Origin of the sequence: Chryseobacterium gilvum, assembly GCF_025628965.1 — a bacterium.
Classification (GTDB): Bacteria; Bacteroidota; Bacteroidia; order Flavobacteriales; family Weeksellaceae; genus Chryseobacterium; species Chryseobacterium gilvum.
Map to the genome: position 1 here is coordinate 29,397 of NZ_JAOTEN010000002.1, position 24,574 is coordinate 53,970.

A 24,574-nucleotide genomic window follows, 5' to 3' on the forward strand; every position below is an offset into this window, starting at 1 on the left:
CTTTCAGAATAGATTCATTACACATTTCTTGATGGGAATGATGCATAAAAAACTCCTGCAAAAAATGCAGGAGTCTATATAAAATTATTTTGAATTTTTTTTAATTCAGCACGTAGGTCGTACCGTCGCGCCCGTCTTTCAATTCTATTCCTTCGGCTAAAAGCTTGTCTCTGATCTGGTCTGAAAGGTCAAAGTTTTTCGATTTTCTTGCCTGATTTCTTAATTCAATTAAAACCTGTAGCGTTTGGTCTAATTTCTCATTATTGTTTTCTTCAACAGGCTTCAATCCTAAAACATCAAAAACCAAAGCATTCAAGATATTTTTTAAATCTTCCAGATCTTCATTGGAAATATTTTCTTTGTGATCATTTAAGGCAAAGATAAATTTTACGGCTTCGAAAAGATGTGCAATAAGAACTGGCGAATTAAAATCGTCTGTTAATGCGTCGTATGCTTTATTTTTCCATTCTGTAAGATTGAAAGCAGAGTCTTTATTTTGTATTACGTTTTCTTCAGGTTTATAATTATTGATTACTTTTAAAGCTTCCATAAGCCTGATAAAACCTTTTTCACTGGCCATCATCGCATCATTAGAAATGTCTAATACGCTTCTGTAATGCGCCTGTAAAAAGCAAAAACGCACAATAGAGGGATGAAATGCCTTTTCGAAAAAATCATTTTCTCCCGAAACAAGCTGCATCGGCAAAATATAATTACCTGTAGATTTACTCATACGTTGGGAATTCATCGTGAGCATATTTGCATGCATCCAGTAATTGACAGGCGCCACATCATTGCAGGCTTTTCCTTGGGCAATTTCACATTCATGATGCGGGAATTTCAGATCCATTCCGCCACCATGAATATCAAACTTTTCACCTAAATATTTGGTGCTCATTGCGGTACATTCCAGATGCCATCCGGGAAATCCTTCTCCCCACGGGGAATTCCATCTCATGATATGTGCCGGTGACGCTTTTTTCCAGAGGGCAAAATCAGGGGCATTTTTCTTTTCTCCCTGTCCGTCCAGATCTCGGGTATTGGCAAAAAGCTCGTCAATATTTCTTTTTGAAAGCTCACCATACTGTAAACCTCTTCTATTATATTCCAGAACGTCGAAATACACAGATCCGTTGCTTTCATATGCGAAACCTTTCTCTACCAACTTCTGGGTGAGCTCGATCTGCTCCACAATATGTCCGGTTGCAGTAGGCTCGATATTGGGAGGTAAAAAATTAAACATATCCAGAACTTTATGAAAATCTACCGTGTATTTCTGTACAATTTCCATGGGTTCCAGTTTCTCGAGGCGGGTCTGCTTTACAAATCTGTCGTTATTAACATCTCCATCGTCGGTAAGGTGACCTGCATCGGTAATATTTCTTACATACCGCACTTTGTACCCCAAATGCATCAGGCTCCTGTAAATAAAATCAAAAGAAAGAAATGTACGGACATTTCCTAGGTGAACATTGCTGTAAACGGTGGGTCCGCAAACGTACATCCCTACATTTCCTTCTAAGATTGGTTTAAATATTTCTTTTTCCGCGGTAAGCGAGTTGTATATTTTTAATTGCATTTTTATTTCGTTTAAAAATCTAATTCAGTATCATTCTGCAATTTTAAAATCGAAAGATGTACAATATAATTGATCATAACGATAAGCGATATCTACTGTAGCATTTTAAATTTGAGTAAATATACAAATTACTCTATGATACACAAAAAACAGACTCTAAAATGAGGGTTATAACGTATTATCTACGCTCATTTTCAACAATAGCAAATAAATTTATATTGATAAATAATCTAATTATGATGCCGATAAAATATTCATATTGTTTTTTCAATATCATTAATTCAATAAATTTTAATTATAAATCATAATTGTAAAAAATTATATAAATGATTACATTTTGTTAATAAATACAATATAAAAAATCATATCAATTAAAAACAAATCATCGAATACAGAAACTATTATTTTTATCTAAATATATATATACAAGCTATTTAGTGTAAATTTATTTTACTATTTATGTATATAATTAAATATTTTATTATAAATTTGTAATTGATAGCACAATATTGATATATTAATTCCCTAAAATACAATCAGATGAAAAGAAATTTATTTTTACTGGCACTATGTGCTTCGTATACTATTTACGCACAAACAGGCAACGTAGGTATCAATACCTTTACTCCCGGAAGCACCCTTACCTTGAACGGATCTTTTGCCGCAACTTATAAAAAAGTAACGGCTAATTATACCATGACTTCTACAGACTATTATCTTACGGTGGAAAATGCAGCCAACACCACTATTACTTTACCTGTGGTAGCAACCGCTAATCCAACTATTCAAGGTAGGGATTATCACATTAAAAATACAGGCTCAGGTACGGTTACCATTGTTGCAAACGGCACGGAACGCTTTGACAATCAGAGCGGAAGCAGTATCACCAGTATTACATTGGCAAGCGGAGAATATGTGCACCTCATCTCCACCGGTATTGCTGCAATCAGCACTACTACTGCACAATGGGAGGTAGCGGTGGTAGGAAGCGGCCAAAATGTAGAACCATGGAATAACGTAGCAACAGGAACTGCAGCAACTAATAATACGCAGAATATCTATCAGATGGGCAATGTATATGTAGGGACAGCAACAGTACCCGTTGGTCTCAGCGGCAATACGAAGTTTAATCTCACCACCACTGCTAATCCTGCTTCTTTTGACCGATATACTACAGGTGCAGGAAACTTCAGTACACTTTTTCTTCGAAAAAGCAATAATACAACACTAGGAACCAACACTTTTGTTCCGGACGGTGAAGGAACCGGCAGAATTGTATTTCAGGGTGCTAACGGAACTGATTTTGGAAATCTTAGCGGCGGATCTGAAGTACGGGGTATAGCAGCAGGAAATCAAAGCGCGACCAATAGTGGAAGTAAGCTGACATTCCATACAACTGCACTTAATAATCTCACAAGTAATGAAAGAATGCGTATTGATGAAAATGGCTTTGCCGGAATCAATACCACCAGTCCTAATAACAATCTTGTTGTACGTGCATCTGCTGCTAGCAACGGTATAGCTATAGATTACAATGCTAACAACATAAACTCCCAGATCTTAAATTTCCGCAGAGGTCGTGGTACCGAGGCTGTACCCACAGGTTCTGGATTTGGTGATGCTTTGGGTGCTGTCAACTTCTCTCCTTACGATGGAACCACCTATACTCCATCGGCAAGTTTCAGAGCACAGGCATCTGAAAACCAAGGCACTGGAGAATTAGGCACCGAATTACAATGGTGGACTACACCAGTAAATTCTGCTACAATGATAAAAAGAGCGACACTTACCGAAGCTGGAAATTTAGGCATAGGCACAGCTACTCCAACTGCCACTGTTGATGTTGTTGGCTCATTTTCGGCTAATATTCGGACCCTTACTACAGGCACCGTTGCAGACAATGATTATACTGTTCTGGTAGGAGGTAATATAAGCTTACCTGCACCTAGTGCAACCAATACCCGACGTATTTATTATCTGGTTAATAATTCTGCTACATCGCGCACGATTACCGGAACATTTAAAGATGCAGGTAATGGTGCAGCTGCAGGTTCATTTATACTTACAAACACAGCAGAGGGCAAAGCCATCACTGTACAAAGCGACGGTACCGCATGGTGGATTATTTCAAGGAATTAATTGAGTATTCCGAAGAATGTAATAAAGAAATATTTCTTCTGATAGGGCGTTTTTCACTCAACCATATCAAAGTAGATCAATAGACAAGTGCTTTTTTAGAATGTTTAACAATATTAAGAATTGATCTATTTACACTGAGCTTTCTTGCTAACAAAACAATATAGATTTATAACTCTTAAATATATTTGACATGAAAAAAAAATTATTACTCATAGCAATGTGTACTTCACTTTACACATATGCGCAAACCGGCAATGTAGGTATCAATACCTCTACTCCGGGAAGCACACTTACCTTAAACGGATCTTTTGCAGCAACTTACAAAAAAGTAACGGCTAACTATACCATGACTGCTACCGATTATTATCTCGCGGTAGAAAATGCAACCGCTGCGACCATTACTTTACCAGTAGTGGCTACGGCGAGCCCATCCATACAAGGAAGAGATTATAACATTAAAAATACAGGTGCAGGCACGGTAACCATCCAGGCAAGCGGAACAGAACGGTTCGACAACCAAAGCGGAAACAGTGTAACAAGCATTACGCTTGCTACAGGCGAGTATGCCCGCATCGTAGCAACAGGAAATACCATTATAAGTACAACCACAGCACAGTGGGAAGTGGCGGTAGTGGGGAATGGCCAAAACGTTGAACCTTGGAATAACCAGGCTACGCTTGCTCCCGCTACAGCTAATACGCAGAACATTTACCAGATTGGTCGAGTAGCTATTGGTGCGAATACCTCCAATGGCGCCCTTTCGAACAACCCCACATTGCGGGTGGTTGCACCGCCCACCACTGACGGCATACGCTTAGAATCTACGCTGACGCCGGGCAGCTATATGCAGCAATCCATTGTGGGCGATAGCAATTTCCTTACTTTTGGGGTGAGAGACCAAACCAGTCAGGCAGCCCAAACTTTTATTGGCTCTAATTCTAACACCGATTTTGCACTGCGCACCAATTCTCTGGACCGGGTCACTGTAAAAGCTGGTACAGGCTGGGTTGGGATAAGCACCGACACACCTAACACCCGTCTCACTATAGAGAGTGATAACTTAGGTGGTGGCGGTACCGATGATATTGGTATTCGTTCATTTGGAACGGGCACATCTCCTGGCTTAATTATGTACTCCGGTGGAAACAATGCAACTGCTCCTGCAAATCTTCTTACAAACTCACTTGTTGGTAGTTGGCAAATGAGGGGTCATATCAACGGCGTACAAGCCCTCACTTCACAAATTCAAAGCATTTATACAGGTAATGGTATTACCAACCTAAGTACCATGAGCTTCCTTACCAGTGGTGGCGGCATACCAGATATGTTCATTGATGACAATGGCTATATAGGCGTGGGTACTACAACCCCGCAAAGCCATCTTACTGTAGTTGGCGCAGCAGGCAATGACGATGACATTCGTATTCAGTCCTATAACGCAGCCTCACCTTTTTTGGTAATGGAAAACAATGGCGGTTCTGTAGCTACACCATCCAATGTTGGAAACGGTGATAATTTGGGCGGAATATTATGGCAGGCACGCATCAACGGCACCGTAGCAAGTACTGCACGCATCCAAAGCACCTATCAAGGTACCGGAACTAATAACCTCAGCGATATGTTGTTTCAAACATCCGGCGCCAACCGTATATATATAAATGAGCAAGGCGCTGTGGGCATCAATACTGTTGACCCAAGTTCAAAGCTTTCGGTAGTGGGCGATATTACCACCTATGCTTCGGCTGCTGCTATTGCACCTATCAATTCAGGTTCTACCACTGCCACTATAAGCCATAGCTGGCTGCAAAGTGATGGCCGCATCAGCAGCTATATGACCGGTGCCGGATGTAACCTCAATCTGCAAAGAGATGCTGCACCCGTAAATACGCCTTATGCTCGTTTTTATGACGGCACCAGCATTGTAGGTTCTGTTATTCGCTCAGCTACCGGGGTTACGTATGCTACTACTTCCGACATACGGTTGAAAACAGACATCCGCCCTACAGTCCTTGGCCTTAGCGATTTGATGAAGATACAGGTAAGCGATTATACATTTAAAAAGACCGGTTACAAAGACCAAGCAGGCTTTATTGCGCAGCAGCTGTATAAAGTATTTCCTATTGCGGTAAATCCCGGTGGCGACGATGAAAATTCAGCACCATGGATGGTGGATTATGGCCGCATCACGCCGCTGTTGGTAAAAGCCATTCAAGAGCAGCAGGCTGAGATTGAAACGCTAAAAGCGGAAAATGCAAAGCTCGCAGCCACTGCTGCTGATGTAAAGGCCAATGCTGATGCTTACGCACAATTGGCAGCACAGGTAAAAGAAATGCAGCAAATGCTGAGCGGATCTAAAAAAGCAGTGGGCGACAAACTTGGCAAAAACTAATCATCTAAAAATAAAAACATTGTACAACAAAAAACAATATTATTCTGATACTTCATAATAAAAATTGTTAATGAAGACATACGATACTGCAAATAAAATGAACAGACATTCTAAAAACTGAATATGACAAAAAGCAGATTAGAAGCATTTAGTGATGGGGTTTTGGCTATCATCATTACCATTATGGTATTGGATATAAACCCCCCCTGAAGGTTCAACCTGGAAAGATCTGATTGCGCTATGGCCTAAATACCTAAGTTACACCCTCAGTTTTATTTATGTAGGAGCCTTCTGGAGTGTACAGCATCACCTGATGCAGTCTGTAAGCAAGGTAAGTTTCTGGGCACTTTGGGCTAATCTTGCTTTTTTACTCTGGCTTTCCTTTATCCCTTTTGCTGCGGGGTGGATGAGCCTACATCATTTTGGTTCTAAGCCTGTTATGCTTTACGGAGTCCTGATGTTTTTATGCACTTTAACATTTACATTATTGTTCTTATCATTACGCAGCATTCAGGAAGTCGACGGCCTTCTTCATCTGGCTATCCGCTCTCCGGCAAAGCATATTGCTACCTTTACAATGGAAATAGCAGGAATTGCATTGGCAGAATATAATACAACCATAAGTTTGATACTGTATACAGGAGTAGTCATCATTTTACTGCTTCCTACAAAAAAGATAGAAAAGGCATTACAAGACCAGTCTAAATAAGGCAATAGCTTGTCATTAGTAAAAGTAAGATCCCTTCAATGTCAGCAACGAATACTAGCAAGGAAGGGATTTTATTAATGATTAATTATGATTAGCAGAATCTCCATTTGTAAATGTTCTTTCTGTTTTTTAATCTAATTTTGCATGGCTTCCTACATAGTGCAGAAATTCTTGTCTTGTGATGGGATTGGTTCTAAAAATTCCGCTTAATTCTGCAGTAATGGTTGAGCTTGCTGTATCTTTTATCCCTCTGCAATTTACACAAAGGTGTTTCGCATCAATAATGCAGGCTACATCTTTTGTTCCCAGAGCTTCTTTCAGCGCATTCACGATTTGCATCGTCAATCTCTCCTGTACCTGCGGCCTTTTAGCATAATAATCTACAATCCTGTTGATCTTTGACAGGCCGATTACATCTCCGTTTGAGATATATGCAACATGAGCTCTTCCGATAATCGGCAGAAAATGATGCTCGCAGAAAGAGTATACCGTGATATCTTTTTCCACCAGCATCTGACGGTATTTATATTTATTTGAAAAAGTGGAAATCCCGGGTTTGTTTTCCGGAAGAAGGCCTCCGAAAATTTCATTCACATACATTTTTGCAACCCGTTTTGGGGAATCTTTAAGGGAATCATCTGTCATATCAAGCCCTAAAGTTTCCATAATTTCTCCAAAAAGCGCTGTTATTTTTTCTATTTTTTCCTGTGGCGATTTCTCAAAAGCATCTTCGCGGATCGGCGTATGTTCTGTACCCGTGAAAATATCATCATCGTTATCGGTAAAATCAACCATTTTTATTTATTTTGCAACAAAAATACGGATAAAATTAATTCTTATATTTTTAATTTAATTGATTTACCTTTCAACCTCATTTATCCTAAGAATATGATTATTGCTGAAGAAGTACAAAATGAAATACAAAAAAAGGAGTTTTTAGAATTTCCTGCAAGACTTTACAAAGATGATAAAGACTATATCCGTCCGCTGGATCAGGATATTGAATCTGTTTTTGATGAAAGGAAAAACAGATTTTTCCAGGATGGTGAATGCGCCCGGTATTTATTTAAAAACGATCAAAAAGAAACGGTAGGAAAAGTAGCGGTATTTGTTAATCGTAGATATATTCAAGATCAGCCAACAGGCGGAATAGGTTTTTTTGACTGTATCAATGATCAGAAAACAGCCAATGAAATTTTCGATTTCGCAAAAAACTGGCTCCAACAAAAAGGTATGGAAGCGATGGACGGCCCAATTAATTTCGGGGAGCGCGATAAATTTTGGGGCCTTCTTGTAGAAAGTAATGCCTCACCGCTTTATGCAATGAATTACAATCCATATTACTACAAAGCATTATTTGAAAATTACGGGTTTCAGGAGTATTTTAATCAATTGTGCTTCAGCAGAAAAGCGCATGCGCCGGTTTCAAAGATTTTTAATCTGATGCATCAGAAACACAGTCGAAACCCGGTTATTTCGGCGCAGCGAATTACCAAAAACAAGCTGAATAAATTTGCCGAAGATTTTGAAAAAGTATATAATATCTCATGGGAAAGTCATGGTGAAGGGAAAGTGATGAGCTGCAATCAGATCAAAAAAATGTTTAAAATGATGAAACCTGTGATGAATGAGCATATTGCATGGTTTGCTTACGAAAATGAAAAACCTATTGCGATGTGGATCAATATCCCCGATCTTAACCAATGGTTTAAATATCTCAATGGAAAATTCGGTTTATGGGAAAAATTAAAATTTTTATGCTATAAGACTTTTAAACACAATACAAAATTTGTGGGTTTGATTTTCGGAGTCGTTCCGGAGTGGCAAAACAAAGGCATAGAAGGATATTTAATCGTGGAAGCAGCTAATCATTTTCAAAAAGCTACAAAATTTGAAGACTTTGAAATGCAATGGATTGGAGACTTTAATCCTAAAATGCTCGGTTTGGCAAAGCATTTGGACACAGAGCTAACAAGAAAATTCACCACGTACAGATATTTATTTGACAGAAATAAACCTTTTGTGCGGCATCCTAATCTATAAACCAAAAAAATATTATATGAACTCATTCTTTATTCTTATTATCTTTTTTGTCCTTTTAATATTTTCGATCCCTGCAATCATTTTAATTATTGCCTATTTTGCCGCCCGAAGCCGAAAAAAGAAACAGACTGCTTTACTTGTAACAATCGAAACTCCCGAATACTATGCTTTTGTAAGATACAATATGGGAAATACGCAAAATCAATTTTTAAAGGTTAAAGCTTTTCAGGGAAGCGGGATCATCTATGTGGAAGATCGCAAAATTCATTTTGTAGATACACTGCACCAGAATCCTTATGTTTTTTCCTTAGATGAAAGCTCCATAAAATGGGAAGATGTGAATATTGTAAATGGCCTTTTAAAATGGTTTTCAGTAGATGACGGAAATAAAAAATATTACTTCAACATTGAAAGTGGTATGTTTATCTTCAATACCGACTCTTCAAAACCAACTACAAAAAGTGTTTTTGACCGGTTGGTACAGTACCAGATTTCAATGTAAAGATAAAGCCTTGTTTGACACAAGGCTTTTATATCATCTTCAGAAAAGTGCTCCGGCGATTTTTTTGATGTTATCGCTTTTCCCCATTGAGTAAAAATGTAACACAGGAACACCGAAATCAATCAGCTCTCTGCATTGATGAATAGCCCATTCTACTCCAATTTGTTTTACGGCTTCATTATTTTTTGCATTTTCTACCTCATTAATTAAATCTTCCGGCAAATCTATTTTAAAGACCTGCGGTAAAAGTTTCAGATGCTTTTTAGTGGCAATAGGTTTAATTCCCGGAATAATAGGAACTGTGATTCCCATTTCACGGGCTTTCTCTACAAATTCAATAAATTTTTTGTTATCAAAAAACATCTGCGTGACAATGTAATCAGCACCTGCATCTACTTTCTGTTTCAGCCATTTTAAATCATAATTCATAGAAGGCGCTTCCATATGCTTTTCGGGATAACCGGCAACTCCGATGCAGAATTTATTCAATTCATCACAAATCTGGTCTTCATCATGAAGATATTTTCCACGGCCCAGATTATTGATCTGATGCACCAAATCCATTGCGCTTGAATGGCCTCCCGGAGTGGCTTCAAAATATTGCAGCCCTTTCATCGCATCGCCACGCAATGCCATAATGTTGTCGATTCCAAGATACATACAGTCTACCAGAAGATATTCTGTTTCTTCTTTGGTAAATCCTCCGCAAAGCAAATGCGGAACCGTGTCTACATTGTATTTATGCTGAATGGCTGCACAAATCCCTAATGTTCCGGGGCGCATTCTGGTGATTCTTCGTTCCATCAATCCATTTCCTTTATCAATATAAATATATTCTTCCCGTGATGTCGTCACATCGATAAATGGGGGTTTAAATTCCATCAGCGGGTCTATATTTTTGTATAAATCTTCAATTCCGATTCCTTTTTGTGGCGGAACCACTTCGAGGGAGAATAAAGTTTTTCCGTTTGCATTTTTTATATGGTCTGTGATTTTCATTATATGTTTTTGTTGATTGTTAATAGTTCTTATTGGTTTAGTATTGTCTATAAATATCTATAAACCATACACTATTTTATTAATCTGCTAAATTAGGCGACAGCCATTTTCTGGCTTCCTGTAAAGGGATTTCTTTTCTTTTTGAATATTCTTTCAACTGATCTTCTGCAATCTTTCCCAATCCAAAATATTTGGCGTGCGGACTTCCGAAATAATATCCTGAAACTGAGGCCGTCGGGAACATCGCTAAACTTTCCGTGAGATAGACCCCGATATTTTCTTCTACATGTAAAAGATTCCAAATCGCATGTTTTTCCAAATGGTCGGGACACGCCGGATAACCCGGAGCGGGACGGATCCCTTTATATTTTTCGGCAATTAAATCTTCATTGCTTAAGTTTTCCTGATTGGCATATCCCCAATATTCGGTTCGGACTTTTTTATGTAAAAATTCGGCGTACGCTTCTGCAAAACGGTCGGCAAGCGCTTTCACCATAATTGCGTTGTAATCATCATTTGCTTTTTCGTATTCTTCTGATAATTCATCGGTCCCGAAACCTGTCGTCACACAAAAAGCACCTACATAATCGGTTTTCCCTGAACGTTGAGGAGCAATAAAATCACTTAACGCCAAATATTCTTTGCCTTTCGATTTTTGCAATTGTTGTCTTAAGGTGATAAATTTTGCCTGTTGCTGATTGTTTTCATCAAAAATGAGGATATCATCACATTCCGTTGAGTTGGCTTTAAAAATTCCAAAAACTGCTTTTGCAGTGAGTGATTTTTCGTCTAAAATTCTTTTTAAAATAACCTGGGCATCTTTAAACAGTTCTCTCGCCTGAGTACCGACAACCTCATCATCAAAAATATTCGGATATTTCCCGTGAAGATCCCAACTTCTGAAAAATGGTGACCAGTCGATGAATGGAACCAACTCATTCAAATCCTGATTTTCAAATACCTGTATTCCCAATTGATTGGGCGTGAAAATTTCTTCGTTTTCCCAATTAATTTTAAATTGATCTCTTCTCGCATCTTCAATCGAGACATATTCTTTATCAATCTGCCTGTTTAAAAACTTTTCACGGAAATCTGAATATTCACTTTTTAAATCATCAACATATTCTTTATTTCTGTCACCCAATAAAGAACTCACCACATTCACCGCTCTGGAAGCATCGTTCACATGAACAACCGCATTTTTATACTTTAAATCAATTTTTACGGCAGTATGCGCTTTTGAAGTTGTTGCCCCCCCAATTAATAAAGGGAAATTTAAATTTTGTCTTTCCAATTCCTGAGCGATGTAGACCATTTCATCCAGACTTGGTGTGATCAATCCGCTTAACCCGATTACATCAACTTGATGATCAATTGCCGCCTGAATAATTTTTTCTGCAGGAACCATTACACCCAGATCAACGATTTCATAATTGTTACATCCCAAAACAACGCTCACAATATTTTTACCAATATCATGAACATCGCCTTTAACCGTTGCCATTAAAATTTTTCCGTTTGCTGGTCTTGAACCGTCTTTTTCCGCCTCAATGAAAGGCTGTAAATACGCAACGGCCTTTTTCATCACCCTTGCTGATTTTACCACTTGTGGCAAAAACATTTTTCCACTCCCGAATAAATCACCGACAACGCCCATTCCGGTCATTAAATTAACTTCGATCACGTGTAAAGGTTTTGCAGACTGTAGTCTCGCTTCTTCCACATCTTCTTCGATAAAACGGTCGATCCCTTTTACCAAAGCGTGTGTAATTCTTTCCTGTAAAGGTCTTGTGCGCCATTCGAGCTCTTCAACAACTTCTTTTTTTACCGATTTATGTTTTTCGGAATACTCCAAAAGCCGTTCTGTAGCATCTTCTCTTTTATCGAGAATAACGTCTTCTACGAGTTTTAATAATTCTTTATTAATTTCATCATATACCTCAAGCATCGCCGGGTTTACGATCCCGATATTCATTCCTGCCTGAATGGCGTGATACAGGAAAACCGAGTGCATCGCTTCTCGCACCGTGTCATTTCCGCGGAAAGAGAACGAAACATTGCTTACACCGCCGCTTACAGAAACATACGGAAGATTTTGACGGACCCATCTTGTGGCTTCAATAAAGTCGATTGCATTTCTTCTGTGCTCGTCCATTCCGGTGGCCACCGGGAAAATATTCAAATCAAAAATGATATCTTCTGCCGGAAACCCAACCTGATTCACCAAAATATCATAAGACCGTTTTGAGATCTCAAGCCTGCGATCGTAATTATCGGCTTGTCCGTCTTCATCAAAAGCCATGACAATTACCGCTGCACCGTATCTTTTAATCGCTTTTGCCTGTTTAATGAATTCTTCCTCACCTCCTTTTAAGCTGATAGAATTCACGACAGATTTCCCCTGAACCACTTGCAGCCCTGCTTCCAGAATTTCCCATTTTGAAGAGTCGATCATAATCGGAATCTTGGAAATGTCGGGTTCTGAAGCAATTAAATTCAGGAATTTTATCATGGAAGCTTTTCCGTCTATCAATCCGTCATCAAAATTAACATCCAGAATCTGTGCACCGCCTTCAACCTGATGACGGGCAATATCCAATGCTTCAGAAAATTTTTCTTCTTTAATTAATCTTAAAAATTTTTTGGAACCGGCAACGTTTGTTCTTTCACCAACGTTGATGAAGTTACTTTCCGGCGTAATAATCAGAGGCTCAAGCCCCGATAATTTTAAATATTTCATCAATTTTTATTCTTCTAAAATGTAATATGCATTATTTGCATTTTGCCTGAGTAAATCGACATGTTTGCCCAAAGCAGTAAATATGGGGAACCTTTTGTAGGATAAATTGTGTTCTTGTGCGAATTTTTCTATTTCATCAGTAATTTCATTATAATAGAGATAGCTGTAATTTGGGAATAAATGATGGGCAACATGAAAATTGAAATTTCCCAACAGATTTCTTACAAACCAATTGTTTTCTTTTAAATCATTGGTCACTTCAAACTGGTGATTCAGCCAGCTGAACGGCAAATCGTTTTTCTCATTCAGTTTCGGAAAAGCATTATCAGGAAGCGGATGTAAAGGCAATAGCACAAATAGCGCAAAAATACTTGCCGTGATAACTTGCAAAAACCAGGCTCCCAAAGCCAGACCAACCGAAACCTTAAAAAATACAATCGGAATTATAATCTGATAAAAGAAATAGAACAATTTGAAAGCAATCATTTTCACTTTTTCAATGGCCGGAATCGCTCCCTGCGTTTTTAGAATTACTCTCTCTTTATCAAAAAAGTCCCTGAAATCTCTGATAAACATCCAATTGAAAAGATATAACGGATAGACCAGAAAGAAAAACAAATGCTGATATTTCTGAATCCCTTTTGCTTTAATCCAGGGAATAATTAGAAGCAAACCGCTCTGTTCAATATCTGTATCCCAACCGTCAACATTGGGGTACGCATGATGACTTGCGATGTGGCGTTTTTTCCAGATGTAAGAATTGGCTCCTACGAAATCGAAAATCTTTAAAACCAACCCATTTAATCTTTTACTTTTAAAAATATTATTGTGTGCCGCTTCATGAATTAAATTCAGATAAATCAAAACAAGCGCAATTCCCATCAAGACAAAACTCATTACATATATTCCTGATCTTTCTGCATTAAAAAGAGCAAAAACATACAGCCCAATATAAATAAGAGGCAGTACAACAGCTTTCAGCTGAATGTAAATATCTCTGTTTTCCTGAATGTTTTCTACTCGCTGGTTCACTTTTTTTCTGAGTTCATTAAATAGTTTTGCATCGTCTGGATTTTTTAAGTAAATAGGCTTTTCCATAGAATGAGTTTTGATGTGATTATTAATAAATTTTACGTAAATCTTTAATTTCCATCAACAAAAATCATACAAAAAGCTTCACTTTTCTGGGCTTATAATTTTTTACCAGTGCAGCAATTGCGCTAATGTGATCGGGTGTCGTCCCACAGCAGCCACCGATAATATTGATCAATCCTTTTTCTGCATATTCTTTGATCTGCACAGCCATATCTTCCGGTGTTTCGTCATATTTCCCAAAAGCGTTGGGAAGTCCTGCATTCGGGTACGCTGAAACATAAAATTCTGAATTGTGCGCCAAAGTTTCCAAATAGGGTGTGAGCTGATTGGCTCCCAATGCACAATTAAAACCTACACTCAGCAAATTCAGATGAGAAACTGAAATTAAGAACGCTTCTGCGGTTTGCCCGCTCAGTGTTCTTCCGGACGCATCTGTAATGGTTCCGGAAACCATAATTGGTATTTTAATGTCTCTTTCATCCTGAATTTCATCAATCGCAAACAAAGCTGCTTTTGCATTTAAGGTATCGAAAACCGTCTCTACGAGTAAAACATCCGCACCACCGTCTAACAAAGCTTCAGACTGTTGTTTGTACGCCAATCTCAATTCATCAAAAGTAATCGCACGATAACCGGGATCGTTGACATCCGGACTTAAACTTGCCGTTCTGTTTGTAGGACCGATAGAACCGGCAACAAATCTTGGTTTATCAGGATTTTTAGTAGTGTATTCGTCACAGGCTTTTCTTGCTATTTTGGCAGATTCATAATTTAGCTCATAAACCAGCTCTTCCATGTGGTAATCGGCCATCGCAATGGTCGTTCCTGAGAACGTATTGGTTTCGATGATGTCTGCTCCGGCTTCGAGATATTTGTTATGAACTTCTTCGATCGCCTGAGGCTGCGTCAGAGAAAGCAGATCGTTATTTCCTTTCACAGAAGATTTCCATTCTTTAAAACGTGCGCCACGATAGTCTTCTTCTTCAAATTTGTACCGCTGAAGCATCGTTCCCATCGCTCCGTCAAGAACTAAAATTCTTTCGGATAGGGCTTTGTATAATTGTTCTGAATTTTTCATTTTATATTTTCGTCATTAAACAAATCGTTAATTGATATTTTACCATACTTTTCACATATGCTATTACTGTTGAACCTTTCGGTTTTTTTTGCAGCCCGACTTGAGCGGAGCTCTTTTTTGTGCAGCAAAGCGGAACAAAAAAAGCGGGAGCGGAAGGCGGAAACAGCTGCCCAAATTATTTTAATCCAATGCCTGTTTTAAATCTGCAATAATATCCTCTACATTCTCTAAACCTACAGAACAACGAACCAAACCTGCTGTAATTCCTACTTCATTTCTTTCTTCGTCCGCTAATTTTGAGTGTGTTGTGGAAGCCGGATGCGTAACAATCGTTCTGGTATCCCCTAAATTTGCAGAAAGGGAGCACATTTTTATGTTGTCTAAAAACGTTCTCCCGCCTTCAATGCCGCCTTTGATCTCGAAAGCGACGATGTTTCCTCCCAATTTCATTTGTTTTTTGGCAATCGCGTAGCTTGGATGAGAAGGTAGGAATGGATATTTGGTACGTTCAACATTTGGATGGCTTTCTAAAAACCGGGCAACTTTCAAAGCATTTTCGCAATGTTTTTCTACACGGATTGCTAATGTTTCCAAGCTTTTTGATAATACCCATGCATTGAAAGGTGACATTGCGGGTCCTGTATTTCTTGCGAAAAGATAAATTTCGCGAATTAAATCTTCTTTGCCGACCGCTACTCCACCCAAAACCCGCCCCTGTCCGTCAATTAACTTTGTAGCAGAATGCACGACAATATCCGCTCCGTATTTGATCGGCTGCTGAAGGTAAGGTGTTGCAAAACAATTGTCTACTATGAAGATCAGGTCATGCTTTTTTGCAATTTGCCCGAAAAACTCTAAATCTAAAATTTCAATGGCCGGGTTTGTCGGCGTTTCCAGATATAGGATTTTCGTGTTTGGCTGGATATACGTTTCAATATTTTCTGCATCTTCGGCTTTGAAGTAGGTTGTTTCAATATTCCATTTCGGGAAATATTTTGTAAACAGGGTATGCGTAGAACCAAACACTGACTGACAGCTTACCATATGATCTCCTGAATTTAACAAAGCGGCAAATGTAGAATAAATGGCGGCCATTCCTGTTGCAAAAGCGTAGCCTGCTTCTGCGCCTTCCATTTTTGTGATTTTATCTGTAAATTCTGTAACATTCGGGTTTGAAAACCGGCTGTATAGATTCTTTGATTTCTCTTCCGCAAAACTTGCCCTCATGTCTTCCGCATCCTGAAAAACAAAGCTTGAGGTAAGATATAACGGTGTAGAATGCTCGTCAAATTGCGAACGTTCGGTTTGGGTGCGTATGGCTAATGTTTCAAAATTTTCTTCTTTCATTTTTGATTTTGTTTTCCATAAGTTGGACCTTTAGCTATTCGATATTGAATCCGTAAGGTTTGTAAATGGCTTGTTATTTTGTTTCACTTACTCTTAAAATATCTCCGAAAACGCCTCTTGCGGTAACCTGAGCTCCGGCTCCGGCTCCCATAATGACGATTGGATGTTCACCGTAGCTTTCGGTATAAATTTCAAAAAATGAATCTGAACCTTTTAGCTGTCCCAGAGCGGAAGTTGCAGGGACTGAAATAAGTTTTACATCAAGCTCACCCCGCTCTTTTTGCAGATCGCCATGCAAATCTCCAACATATCTCAATACATGACCCGGTTTTTGATTTTCTTTGATCTTCTGATATTCTTGATCTAATTCTCCCAGTCTGGATTGAAATTCCTGTTTAGAAACAGAAATCAAATTTTGAGGAACCAGGTTTTGAATATGAATATCATTAAACTCGTTAATCAGATCTAATTCTCTTGCTAAAATCAGTAGCTTTCTGGCGACATCATTTCCGGAAAGATCTTCACGTGGATCCGGTTCTGTGTACCCTTTTTCCAAAGCTTCGGTGATAATGGTTGAAAATGTATCTTCTCGTAAAGAAAAATTATTGAAAACATAGCTTAATGTACCCGAAAAAACTCCTTTAATTCTTGTAATGTTTTCTCCTGACAGGTGCAGAAGCTTAATCGTATCAATTAATGGCAAACCTGCACCAACATTGGTTTCGTATAAATAACGCCTGTTATTTTTATTTAGCGTATATCTTAACTGACGGTATTCTTCGATTGGAAGTGTGTTGAAAATTTTATTGGAAGACACCAAATCGAAACCGTTTTCTGCCAAAGTGTGATAATTGTGAACGAAGTCTTTGCTTGCCGTATTATCGACAATGATCAGGTTTTCCAGTTGGTTTTCTTTTGAAAACTTGATTAATTCTTGCACATCGGACGGAATTTCTGCCGTTAAAACCTCATCATTCCAATGATGATCAAAACCTTGTTTATTAAATGCGATTTTCCTTGAATTGGCGACTGCTACTACTTTCAGATCAATCTTTTTACGTTGTCTGATTTCTTCTGATGATTGTAAAACCTGATTGATAAGCGCTTTGCCCACATTTCCGTGACCGATGATTGCTAAATGAACCGTTTTTGGTTTTTTGGAAATCTCAGATTCTATGATGTTTTTGGCTTTTTCGTCCTGTGAAGAAGTTACGACAATATTGACTCGTTTTTCGCTTAAATTTTGATTCAACAGCAATGGGAACACATTATTTCTTGCCAGTTCTGCCAATACTTTATTGAAATCTTCTGTTACAAAACCGATTACGGAAACATTGTTGATGCTGTAAATCTGAGAAACTTTCCCTGATTTTCTTTCGGCTTCAAACTCATCTATCAGACAATTGACCGCTTTTTCGGAATCATTTTCGTGTACCAAAATTGACAGTCCGTTTTCGATGGCCTGTTGAGAAATTACTCCCACACTGATTCGCGCCAAAGTAAGCGCCTTAAAAATTCGCCCGTCAATCCCGATTTCACCTAAGAAATCTTTTCCTTCAAATTTGATGATGGATCTGTTTTTTAAAAACCGTATTTCTTTTGCATTATTTTTCATCTGTTATTGATTGATTTTTTATTTTGTCAGACGGAATTTCGCAAAGCTCCATTTCATCTTCTACAATATTTTTAATGATGTTATTTAATTGTCCGTATTCCATTAAGAAAGCATCGTGGCCATGTATTGATTTGATCTCGTGATAGAATACATCTTTCTTTTTTGCATTCAGCTTGTCAAAGCACATCCGGATTTCGGAAGCAGGAAAGAATAAATCTGTATCAACGGAGATCATGTGCATTCGGGCCTGGATTTTTTCTAGCCGATTTTCCATTGCATTGATGTTCATCAGTAAATGATTCATCAACTTATAAGATTTTAAACTAAATCTTTCGTTTAATTCGTTACCGTGATAATTGAGCCAATCTTCAGATTCTAAGATGTGCTTCTCATGACTATATTTATTTTGAAATCTTTCGTTTAAAGATTGAGGCGTTCTGTAACATAACATCGCATGAATTCTGGCTTTCTGTAAGGGCTGATCATTTTGATGTAATAAAAATTTCTGAACCATACACTGTGCGTGAAGCCAGTCATGAGTTTTAAAACTGCAGGCAACAGGAATGAAAATTTCCGCAAGATTGAGATGTTGAACCAGCATTTCCCAGCCAATCCCGCCTCCCAGAGAACCTCCGATGAGAGCGTATAGTTTTGCTATATTTAAAATCTCAAGTCCTTTTAAAAAAATACCGGCAATATCTGAAGGTTGGAAATCTTCATATTCTTCAATTAAAAAATCATCAAATCCATTTCCGGGAATATTGAAACACAAGATGGTATATTTTCTGGTATCAATTGCTTTATTTTCACCAATTAATTTTTTCCACCATCCTTGTTCTCCCGAAACATTTGAATTTCCGGTTAGAGCATGATTGACCAAAATAATAGGCGCAGAAAAAAGTTCTTTCCCGAAAAGCTGGTAGCTTAACGGGATATAGTATTCCTTTTTGGAACAGGTTTGATATGATATATTAATATAGTTTAGTTCTGTTTTCAATTCTATTATACTTTTTGATAATACAATTGAAAATGCCACGAGAAATGGCTGAAAAGAACTTCAGTAGTTATCTGTCCAAATAATCTTGGTAGAACGTAGCACCTTCTTTACTTTCATAAAGGGTTGCTAAGGTTTCACAGGGTCTAATCCCTCAACCTTTCTTGATAACATTTTCAATATGTGAATGAACGAATTGCAAATATACTCATTTATTTAGAAGTTCAAAAAAAAATTATTATCGCCCAAAAACCATTCACGTGCATCCCAAAAGAATATTACGAATTCTTCAGATCAAAAAATTGGTTTTTTTTGTTAAAAAATATACCTTAGCATTGAAAAATGATGTTTATGAGTGTTGAAAAAAAACGATTACAAAATAAAGAATGGCTGAACTGGGGACCTTATGTCAGTAACAGGCAATGGGGAAATGTACGTGAAGATTATAGCCCAAACGGAAATGCGTGGCATTTTGCAAACCATGATATCGCCGAAAGCTATACTTATCGATGGGGTGAAGAAGGTATTGCTGGAATTTCCGACACCAAACAGCTGTTGTGCTTTGCGCTTTCCTTCTGGAACAAAAATGATGAAAGAATAAAGGAACGTTTTTTCGGGCTGAGCAATCCGCAGGGAAATCACGGGGAAGATATTAAAGAACTCTTTTATTATCTTGATAATACTCCAACGCACAGCTACATGAAGATGGTATACAAATACCCGATTAATTCATTTCCCTATGAAGATCTTGTTGCTGAAAACGCCAGACGCACCAAAAAGGAATCTGAATATGAAATCATCGATACCGGAATTTTTGATCGTGACGAATATTTTGACATCTTTATAGAATACTGCAAAAATGATATCAACGATATTTTGGTACGGGTAAAAGTCTGCAACAGAAGTACGCAAGATGCACCAATCGTCGTTTTGCCCACTTTATGGTTCAGAAATAACTGGAAATGGGGATATAACGAATATAAAGGCGGACTGGAAGCTGCGTCGGATCATTCAATCAGCATTCATCACAACAGTATTCCGATTAAAAAGCTGTATTCTAAAAATAAAAATGCACTGCGTGTATTTTGTGATAACGAAACCAATACTCAAAAGCTTTACGGAATTCCTGAGACAGAAAATACTTTTTATAAAGACGGAATCAATGATTTTATTATTCATCAAAAAAACACCGTAAATCCCGAAAATAAAGGAACAAAAGCCGCATTTATCATTGATGAAACGGTAAAAGCAGGACAGTCTGAAACTTTTGAATTCCGTCTATCTCCGCATGATCTGGATGATGCATTTTATCAGTTTGATGAAATATTCAATGCTAAAATTGCTGAGGCTGATGAATTTTATAAAGAAATACAGCAAGATGTAACCAGTGATGATGAAAAAAATGTTCAGAGACAGGCATTTGCGGGGCTTTTATGGAACAAGCAATTCTATCATTACAATGTAGGAAAATGGCTGAAAGGTGATCCGAATTTTGAAGCGCCAAGAGATTTTAATAACTATGTAAGAAATGCTGAATGGGAACATCTTCACAATAAAGACATCATTTCGATGCCTGATAAATGGGAATATCCTTGGTATGCAACCTGGGATTTGGCATTCCACTGTGTTCCTTTTGCGATTATTGACGGTGATTTTGCCAAAGACCAGCTGCTGTTGCTTACCAAAGAATGGTACATGCATCCTAACGGACAGATGCCGGCTTACGAATGGAATTTAAGTGATGTCAATCCGCCGGTTCATGCATGGTCCTGTTTCAGGGTTTTTAAAATAGATGAAAAAAATAACGGCAAGCCTGATTTACTATTTTTAGAAAAAGTCTTTCAAAAGCTGCTTCTCAATTTCACTTGGTGGGTTAACAGAAAGGATAAAAACGGTAAAAATATTTTCGGCGGAGGTTTCCTCGGACTGGATAATATCGGAGCTTTCGACCGGAATATGACGCTGAAAGACGGTGAACATCTTGAGCAAGCCGATGGAACGAGCTGGATGGCGATGTATGCGCTGAATATGATGCGTATCGCCATGGAACTGGCTCAGTATTATCAGGTGTATGAAGATATGGCCATCAAATTTTTTGAGCATTATCTTTATATTGCCGAAGCCATGGAAAACATGGGTGAAGACAGAGAAGGACTCTGGAACGAAGAAGATGGCTTCTTTTATGATGTATTACAGCTTGGAAACGGAGAAAGTGTAACCCTTCGATTGAGAAGCATTGTAGGTTTGATCCCTATGTTTGCCGTAGAAATCATTGATCATCAATTGCTTGAAAAAATGCCTAATTTCCGTCAGAGAATGGAATGGGTCCTGAAAAACAAGCCGGAACTCACCTCACTGGTTTCGCATTGGGAGGAAGAAGGCAGCGGAAGAAAACACCTGATGAGTATTTTACGTAAAACAAGGCTGACAAAGGTTTTAAGAAGAATGCTGGATGAAAAAGAGTTTCTGAGCGATTACGGGATTCGTGCGATGTCTAAAGTATATGAAGAAAATCCTTTTGTGTTTTCCGTACACGGCAATAAGAATGTTGTATACTATACTCCCGCAGAGAGTGACAGCAGAATGTTTGGGGGCAACAGCAACTGGAGAGGGCCGATCTGGTTTCCGATCAATTTCCTGATTGTAGAAAGCCTGCAGCGTTTCCATTTTTATTACGGGAACAGCCTGAAAGTAGAATTCCCGACCGGAAGCGGCGAAAATAAAAATCTGGATGAAGTTGCGCAAAATATCAGCAACAGGCTCTGCTCCATATTCTTGAAAGACGAAAGCGGACAAAGGGCTTTTAATGGCGGACATTACAAATTTAATTATGATCCGCACTTTAAAAATTATATTACATTCTTTGAATATTTCCATGGAGATAACGGCCGTGGTGTAGGAGCTTCCCACCAAACCGGATGGACGGCAACCGTCGCCAAACTGATGAAACCAAGGATGACTATATAACCTATAGAAATACTTAAAGTTCCAATTTTCAGAAAAATAATTAAGAATTCATTTTAAAGTCACAAACCGTTCGACAACCGAACGGTTTTTTATTTATTAATTAAAGCCCTTTTGTAGAAATTTTATGCAAAATTCATAAAATAAGCAAAATAAGTCTATATTATTTGCACTCATTTATTTATATTAGCATTGCTAAATTAAAATATTTCTAATGAAAACAAAACTACTACATGTTGCATGTCTGGTATTTTCTGGCATGCTGTTTAATCAAATTGATGCCCAGGAATATCAACCTATTACCATTCAAAGCGGATTCAACGCCGATGTTATTGCTAACGGAACCGGCCCTTCAATATCATCTACAAATAACGACGTAGATGGTGTAAGCTATGCATTTGTCTCAAAAGATTTTTTACTGAATACATCAAGCAGCTCCCTTACTTATGGATTACCAATCAATAGAATCATTAATTCGGCCGTCGGTACAACTTCCGGATTAAGCTATCAACTGGCTCCTTACACCTCAAATAATACGTTACGGTTACAAAATACAAATGATTCCGGAACGCTCACCTTCTCAACCCCTATTGCCGCAGTAAGTTTATACATGTTGGCAACAGGCGGAAGCGGTGACTGTACAGTAGATGTTACCGTTAACTTTTCTGATGCGACTACACAAACGTTTACCGGAATTACAATTTCTGACTGGTATTACGGATCAAATTTTGCCATTCAGGGGATCGGAAGAATAAATATTAATAATGACAATCTGGAGTCCGGCAACGGAACTGACCCGAGATTATACCAGATTCCTTTGGCCATTAACACAGCGAATCAATCTAAGAATATTCAGAGCGTAACGGTTACAAAATCCGGAGCGGGCGGAATTCCGAATATTTTTGCTTTTTCCGCTGATGCATACAGCTCCTGTCCTGCTCCTTCCAATATTACCTATACTTCAGGAATGACGAATGCGACTCTCAGCTGGACAGCTTCTGCAAGTGCACCTTCGTCAGGATATCAGTATTATTACAGCACATCTTCTACACCTCCTACAGCAACAACTACTCCTTCAGGAAGCGTATCTGCAGGAACCACCTCTGTTACCCTAAACAGTTTGATAACCGGGCAAACCTACTATTTCTGGGTGCGGTCTAACTGCGGTTCTTCACAGGGTTTCTGGAAGATGAAAGAATTTACGACAGGCCAGGTTTCTGCAACATATTCATTAGGAGACATTAATACGTTGTATGATAACGGAGTACCGACTGTAACATCTACAACCACCTGTCCGGGAAATCTTTCCGTGACTGTTCCGGCGGGATATAAAATAAAATCTACCGATGTTTCCTATACCATGACTACCGCCGGAAACGGATGGATGGCCGAACAGAAAAGCTTATTGGTATGCCTTACGAATAATACTACAGAAGCAGCAGTAACGTCAGGTTCGGGCTCCAGTACAGGAACATATTCTTACAACAGAACCGGTTTGGCGATCGCAAACAATCTCACAGGAAATGTAAATTTCGAGCTTCGAGCTTGGAGAACGTATGGCGGATCCGACTGTAATGCAGATTACAATAAAGTTGATAATAATACCTGGAGAGTAACCGTAACTTTAGAGCCGATTGCTTTGGCCACCAACGAAATCAGTGCTTCGGCAAAAGAAAGGATGGCATATCCTAATCCATTTACCGACGATCTGTACATTGACCATGCAGAAAACGTAAAACGAATTTCTGTTAGCGATTTTTCAGGGAAGACGTTGAAAGTAGTTGAGAATCCTTCTTCCACATTACATCTTAACGAATTGAGATCAGGAAATTATATTCTTACTTTTACCATGAAAGACGGCACTTCGAAAAGCATGAAGATTATTAAAAAATAAGTAAACAAATTAAACAAGAAAAGCCGGACTCATGATCCGGTTTTTTTTTTGTTAGAATTGAAAATTAAACCTTATCTCCGTTTACAAAAACCTGATGATTGATTTCTACATTCGGCTCTAAGGTTTTAGATACAGAGCAGTATTTTTCAAAAGATAATTCACACGCTTTCAATGCTTTTTTAGGATCAATATTCCCTTCCAGAAAAAATGTGACCATCATCGATTTAAAAGGTTTTGCATCATCCACCGATATTCTTTCTCCCTCCGCTTCTGCTTTGAAGCTCAGGATTTCCTGTCTCTGCTTTTTTAGAATTGAAACGATGTCTATACCGCTGCATCCTGCTACAGCCATCAATACGCTTTCCATAGGCGAAACACCTTTGGATCCCGGTTGAGAAGTGTTGTCTAGAAGAATAGAATTTCCATGAGCATTGGTGCATTCAAATAGAAAATCATCGTTGATTCTGTTTAATATAATTTTCATAGG

Annotated in this window: 17 protein-coding genes, 1 pseudogene and 1 riboswitch; of the genes and pseudogenes, 8 read left to right on the forward strand and 10 right to left on the reverse strand. The window is 38.3% G+C overall.

Features of this window, described 5'->3' with window-relative positions; genetic code table 11:
- Nucleotides 1-100: 100 nt before the first annotated feature.
- Complete coding sequence (gene cysS, locus N0B16_RS06725) at nt 101-1,579, reverse strand: cysteine--tRNA ligase (RefSeq protein WP_262990017.1); 1,479 nt, start codon at nt 1,577-1,579, stop codon at nt 101-103.
- A gap of 540 nt (nt 1,580-2,119) precedes the next feature.
- Between cysS and N0B16_RS06730 the strand changes: the two genes are divergently transcribed.
- The 4 genes and pseudogenes from N0B16_RS06730 to N0B16_RS06740 form a co-directional block, all read left to right on the forward strand.
- Nucleotides 2,120-3,718 carry a hypothetical protein gene (locus N0B16_RS06730; protein ID WP_262990018.1) on the forward strand — a complete coding sequence of 533 codons (1,599 nt, stop codon included), beginning with the start codon at nt 2,120-2,122 and terminating at the stop codon, nt 3,716-3,718.
- Nucleotides 3,719-3,908: 190 nt separating this feature from the next.
- The gene (locus N0B16_RS06735; protein ID WP_262990019.1) at nt 3,909-6,107 is read left to right on the forward strand and encodes a tail fiber domain-containing protein; all 2,199 of its coding nucleotides are present in this window, start codon (nt 3,909-3,911) and stop codon (nt 6,105-6,107) included.
- A 123-nt stretch (nt 6,108-6,230) separates the two neighbouring features.
- Nucleotides 6,231-6,317 (forward strand): TMEM175 family protein, encoded by an 87-nt coding sequence (locus tag N0B16_RS14160; protein WP_368407550.1) that lies wholly within the window; start codon nt 6,231-6,233, stop codon nt 6,315-6,317.
- Nucleotides 6,318-6,327: 10 nt separating this feature from the next.
- Nucleotides 6,328-6,816, forward strand: a pseudogene (locus N0B16_RS06740) (TMEM175 family protein); the annotation flags it as partial.
- Between the two features lie 129 nt (nt 6,817-6,945).
- On the opposite strand, the gene folE reads toward N0B16_RS06740, so the two are convergent.
- A complete protein-coding gene (gene folE / locus N0B16_RS06745) occupies nt 6,946-7,611 on the reverse strand; it encodes a GTP cyclohydrolase I FolE (RefSeq protein ID WP_262990020.1) in 666 nt (221 codons plus the stop codon).
- A 93-nt stretch (nt 7,612-7,704) separates the two neighbouring features.
- Here folE and N0B16_RS06750 point away from each other — a divergent pair, with 93 nt between their 5' ends.
- Together N0B16_RS06750 and N0B16_RS06755 are read left to right on the forward strand one after the other, a co-directional pair.
- A complete protein-coding gene (locus N0B16_RS06750) occupies nt 7,705-8,859 on the forward strand; it encodes a hypothetical protein (RefSeq protein ID WP_262990021.1) in 1,155 nt (384 codons plus the stop codon).
- Nucleotides 8,860-8,875: 16 nt separating this feature from the next.
- The gene (locus N0B16_RS06755) at nt 8,876-9,361 is read left to right on the forward strand and encodes a hypothetical protein (RefSeq protein ID WP_262990022.1); all 486 of its coding nucleotides are present in this window, start codon (nt 8,876-8,878) and stop codon (nt 9,359-9,361) included.
- 39 nt (nt 9,362-9,400) lie between these two features.
- On the opposite strand, the gene metF is transcribed toward N0B16_RS06755, so the two are convergent.
- The 7 genes from metF to N0B16_RS06790 all read right to left on the reverse strand — a co-directional run bounded on the left by metF (nt 9,401) and on the right by N0B16_RS06790 (nt 19,232).
- On the reverse strand, nt 9,401-10,360 hold the full coding sequence (gene metF, locus N0B16_RS06760; protein WP_262990023.1) for a methylenetetrahydrofolate reductase [NAD(P)H]: 960 nt from the start codon (nt 10,358-10,360) through the stop codon (nt 9,401-9,403).
- Between the two features lie 79 nt (nt 10,361-10,439).
- A complete protein-coding gene (gene metH, locus N0B16_RS06765) occupies nt 10,440-13,100 on the reverse strand; it encodes a methionine synthase (RefSeq protein ID WP_262990024.1) in 2,661 nt (886 codons plus the stop codon).
- Between the two features lie 6 nt (nt 13,101-13,106).
- Nucleotides 13,107-14,198: a fatty acid desaturase family protein gene (locus tag N0B16_RS06770; protein ID WP_262990025.1), complete on the reverse strand. Its 1,092-nt coding sequence runs from the start codon at nt 14,196-14,198 to the stop codon at nt 13,107-13,109.
- A 64-nt stretch (nt 14,199-14,262) separates the two neighbouring features.
- Nucleotides 14,263-15,273, reverse strand: a complete 1,011-nt coding sequence (locus tag N0B16_RS06775) for a homocysteine S-methyltransferase family protein (protein WP_262990027.1) — start codon at nt 15,271-15,273, stop codon at nt 14,263-14,265.
- Between the two features lie 180 nt (nt 15,274-15,453).
- A complete protein-coding gene (locus N0B16_RS06780) occupies nt 15,454-16,620 on the reverse strand; it encodes an O-succinylhomoserine sulfhydrylase (RefSeq protein ID WP_262990029.1) in 1,167 nt (388 codons plus the stop codon).
- A 73-nt stretch (nt 16,621-16,693) separates the two neighbouring features.
- Nucleotides 16,694-18,235, reverse strand: a complete 1,542-nt coding sequence (locus tag N0B16_RS06785; RefSeq protein WP_262990031.1) for an ACT domain-containing protein — start codon at nt 18,233-18,235, stop codon at nt 16,694-16,696.
- Nucleotides 18,225-19,232, reverse strand: coding sequence for an alpha/beta fold hydrolase (locus N0B16_RS06790; protein WP_262990033.1), 1,008 nt, complete (start codon nt 19,230-19,232; stop codon nt 18,225-18,227). The genes N0B16_RS06785 and N0B16_RS06790 overlap by 11 nt, the downstream gene beginning before the upstream one ends.
- Before the next feature lie 64 nt (nt 19,233-19,296).
- A riboswitch (SAM riboswitch) is annotated at nt 19,297-19,403 on the reverse strand.
- Nucleotides 19,404-19,580: 177 nt separating this feature from the next.
- Between N0B16_RS06790 and N0B16_RS06795 the strand changes: the two genes are divergently transcribed.
- Both N0B16_RS06795 and N0B16_RS06800 read left to right on the forward strand, forming a co-directional pair.
- On the forward strand, nt 19,581-22,196 hold the full coding sequence (locus N0B16_RS06795) for an MGH1-like glycoside hydrolase domain-containing protein (RefSeq protein ID WP_262990034.1): 2,616 nt from the start codon (nt 19,581-19,583) through the stop codon (nt 22,194-22,196).
- Between the two features lie 211 nt (nt 22,197-22,407).
- A complete protein-coding gene (locus tag N0B16_RS06800; protein ID WP_262990035.1) occupies nt 22,408-24,087 on the forward strand; it encodes a T9SS type A sorting domain-containing protein in 1,680 nt (559 codons plus the stop codon).
- Between the two features lie 64 nt (nt 24,088-24,151).
- Here N0B16_RS06800 and N0B16_RS06805 read toward each other — a convergent pair whose 3' ends face one another.
- Nucleotides 24,152-24,571 (reverse strand): OsmC family protein, encoded by a 420-nt coding sequence (locus N0B16_RS06805; RefSeq protein WP_262990036.1) that lies wholly within the window; start codon nt 24,569-24,571, stop codon nt 24,152-24,154.
- Nucleotides 24,572-24,574: the final 3 nt, after the last annotated feature.

Coding starts and splice junctions, on each gene's coding strand:
- cysS (WP_262990017.1), bottom strand. CDS start 1,579: ATGCAATTAAAAATATACAACTCGCTTACCGCGGAAAAAGAAATATTT.
- N0B16_RS06730 (WP_262990018.1), top strand. CDS start 2,120: ATGAAAAGAAATTTATTTTTACTGGCACTATGTGCTTCGTATACTATT.
- N0B16_RS06735 (WP_262990019.1), top strand. CDS start 3,909: ATGAAAAAAAAATTATTACTCATAGCAATGTGTACTTCACTTTACACA.
- N0B16_RS14160 (WP_368407550.1), top strand. CDS start 6,231: ATGACAAAAAGCAGATTAGAAGCATTTAGTGATGGGGTTTTGGCTATC.
- folE (WP_262990020.1), bottom strand. CDS start 7,611: ATGGTTGATTTTACCGATAACGATGATGATATTTTCACGGGTACAGAA.
- N0B16_RS06750 (WP_262990021.1), top strand. CDS start 7,705: ATGATTATTGCTGAAGAAGTACAAAATGAAATACAAAAAAAGGAGTTT.
- N0B16_RS06755 (WP_262990022.1), top strand. CDS start 8,876: ATGAACTCATTCTTTATTCTTATTATCTTTTTTGTCCTTTTAATATTT.
- metF (WP_262990023.1), bottom strand. CDS start 10,360: ATGAAAATCACAGACCATATAAAAAATGCAAACGGAAAAACTTTATTC.
- metH (WP_262990024.1), bottom strand. CDS start 13,100: ATGAAATATTTAAAATTATCGGGGCTTGAGCCTCTGATTATTACGCCG.
- N0B16_RS06770 (WP_262990025.1), bottom strand. CDS start 14,198: ATGGAAAAGCCTATTTACTTAAAAAATCCAGACGATGCAAAACTATTT.
- N0B16_RS06775 (WP_262990027.1), bottom strand. CDS start 15,273: ATGAAAAATTCAGAACAATTATACAAAGCCCTATCCGAAAGAATTTTA.
- N0B16_RS06780 (WP_262990029.1), bottom strand. CDS start 16,620: ATGAAAGAAGAAAATTTTGAAACATTAGCCATACGCACCCAAACCGAA.
- N0B16_RS06785 (WP_262990031.1), bottom strand. CDS start 18,235: ATGAAAAATAATGCAAAAGAAATACGGTTTTTAAAAAACAGATCCATC.
- N0B16_RS06795 (WP_262990034.1), top strand. CDS start 19,581: ATGAGTGTTGAAAAAAAACGATTACAAAATAAAGAATGGCTGAACTGG.
- N0B16_RS06800 (WP_262990035.1), top strand. CDS start 22,408: ATGAAAACAAAACTACTACATGTTGCATGTCTGGTATTTTCTGGCATG.
- N0B16_RS06805 (WP_262990036.1), bottom strand. CDS start 24,571: ATGAAAATTATATTAAACAGAATCAACGATGATTTTCTATTTGAATGC.